At 35.3% G+C, this 2,754-nt stretch carries 1 protein-coding gene and 1 pseudogene; both read right to left on the minus strand.

Going from position 1 to position 2,754, the window contains the following annotated elements:
* A pseudogene (locus ACTG3S_RS06530) lies at positions 1–1,015 on the minus strand (G-D-S-L family lipolytic protein); the annotation flags it as partial.
* Between the two features lie 14 nt (positions 1,016–1,029).
* A partial coding sequence (locus ACTG3S_RS06535; RefSeq protein ID WP_439128559.1) for a TonB-dependent receptor domain-containing protein occupies positions 1,030–2,754 on the minus strand: 1,725 nt, incomplete at its 5' end.

Below are 2,754 nucleotides of genomic sequence, written 5' to 3' on the forward strand. Positions count from 1 at the left end.
AGTCTGTTAAATCTTCGTCAATAATTACTACTGCATTTTGACCAGCTGCAAAAGAAATAGTTCTTTTTGCTACTTCTGCATCTGCAGCCGCTTGTGTCATTACACCACCAGCAACCAATGCACCAAATGCTTGTTGAATACCGCCATTATATTGAGCATAAGCTCCATTTACAGCTGCAGCTGTTGCAGCATCTAAAGGTATTGGATTATAAGGTACAGTTGTAAAATAAGGTAACAACGTAATGTCTGGTACTGTTGCTATTACACCTTTTGCTCCGCCAGCGGTCATAGCAGTAACCATGCCTCTAAAAACTTGATCAAAAACTATAGGATTTGTAATATCATTACCACCATAATTTGCAGGACTTACAGTTGGGTCTGCTTGATAAACACCAGAACCACCAGAAGTGGCAAAACTTAAAACATCATTACCACCTACTTCAGATAAGGTAAAAAATGTAGGTTGTTGTACCAAGGCATCTCCTACAACTGTTGCAGTAGCAGCTGAAGCCATTCTACCAAAATATGGATTTAAAGTACCATAGCCAGGAAAAGTTAAATGAAAACTTTTTGCACCAGGAATACCATAATTGTTAAATGAGGTTCCTGCTGCTCTTACCCCTAAAGTAGTGGTTGGTAAAGCATTTAATCTTGTTGGTCCTGCTCCATTAAAATATAATCTTGGAGGTTGTACTGCGTTTCCACCAGCTATAAAACCGCCAATATTATCACCCATTAATGGTTGGTTAAATTCTCCACCATCAGCCATACTAAATTTAGAAGCTAAGATGTTTGGAAAAGAATTTTCTTGCGCTTTGATAAAAAGAGCTCCATCTGTAAAACCTGATGTAAAAGAAGCACCTACTGCTACATAATTAGATAAGTTTAAGCCATTGGTATTTAAAGCTATTTGAGGACCCATATCTTCTTCTATTGGATCTAGTTCGTTATTTACATCACAAGATGCAAAACCAATAGATAAAAGAAGTAATCCTATATATTTATAATTTTTCATAAAGTATTATTTTATTAGTTATTAATTGTCCAAGATAAGTAGTACTGAGAACCTATTGCTCCAACACCAGGTGCACTAAAATACTCTTGACCTGTTAAGTTTGCTCCTCCTAATTTAAATACAGACTTTATAGAAGGTACTGCATAGTTAATTTGAGCATCTAAAACAGTTCTAGCATCTACGGTTGCATCTAAGAAAGTAGATTCCCATACAAAATCGTTCTGCCATCTTGCGTTAATATTGAAACCAAAGTTTTCAAATAAGTTGGTATGTCCAAATTGTAATTTAAACTTGTGTTCTGGTGTATTGAAACCAGCTTCAAAATCTGGGTCTGATGCTTGATCAAATTCGAACTTAGCGTAGGTATAATTTACACCTAAATCAAAACCATTTAAAATCTTTGCGTTTAAGCCAATAGAAGCACCATAAGAACTAATATCTGCTGTGGTGTTTGTATAGGTTTGAAAAGCTTTAAAATCTCCATTTGCTAATGCTAATAGTGATAAACCGTTATCTCCAACAGTTCCATAAAAAGGAACTAACACGTTTTTTCCAGAAATAAAGTCTTCGTAACTATTGTAGTATGCACTTACGTCTACAGTAACTCTAGAGTCTCCAGCATTTACCAAACCTCTATAACCTACCTCATAAGCGGTTACTTTTTCTGGTTGAACTAAAGGAGAATTTGATGCTGCAGGTGCTCCATTTTGTACAGAACTTGCAGAAAATGAATTTTCGTAAGCTAATCTACCTGATAATTGAGTTGTTGTTGCGCCTCCTAATATTGCTTGTCCTGCAGTACTTACGTTTAAAGGAGAACTAGTATATCTATCTAAGTTGTCTGGCGCAGAACCTACTAAAATTGCAGAACCTGCATCTAAACCTATGTATTGGTCTTGTGTTGTTGGGTTTCTAAAACCTGTTTGAAAAGAGGCTCTAAAATTGTCGTTTTTATCTTCTCCTGCAGCGTATGCTAACGAAACTCTTGGAGAGAAATTACCATCAAAGTTTTGTGCTTTATCATAACGTACAGAAGCTGTAAATTTTAAACGGTCGTCATCTAAAAAGTTTTTCTGCATTTGTGTGTACACGCCATATTCATCATAATCAATAGGACCATCATAATCAGTAAAAATACTACCATTAGAGTTTAAAGAATATCTTCTGTAAGAACCACCAACTTGGAATTCTGCCCATTCAATCAGATCTCTAAAGTTATAATTTACATCTCCATGATAAAGTTTTGTTTGATCTTGAAATCTAGAACCTGTAACTAAGTTTGGATCTGCAGTAACATCATTAAAAGCGGCTTGAAAACCTGGTGTACCAGGAATTAAACGACCTGTATCTGCTGCTGCTCTTGCTGCTGCATGAGAACCTGTAACTAAATAAGTACCTGCATATTGTGTAAACCAGTCTTGGTCAGATTTCCATCTTCTGTTAATATTAATTGCTGCAAAACGAGAGTCATAAGAGTTTCCTGCATCTTCTGTAGTTACATAACCTCTAACAAAAAAGTTTTTACCTCTTAACTCTAATTTTTGTTGCGCTAAATAGAAATCTCTAATATTGTATCTGTTTGCTCCTTGATAGATTGTGTTACCAACCCCAAATTTAGAGTTAAAGATTAATTCTAAACGATCATCACCAAAAGGTCTATAATGTAAAGCCGTGTTTAATTTTACACTTTTTGCTTCATAATCTTTCATTAAATCTACTTCTCTGTAACCTGTTCTACT

It is taken from the genome of Polaribacter sp. (assembly GCF_965656025.1).
Classification (GTDB): domain Bacteria; phylum Bacteroidota; class Bacteroidia; order Flavobacteriales; family Flavobacteriaceae; genus Polaribacter.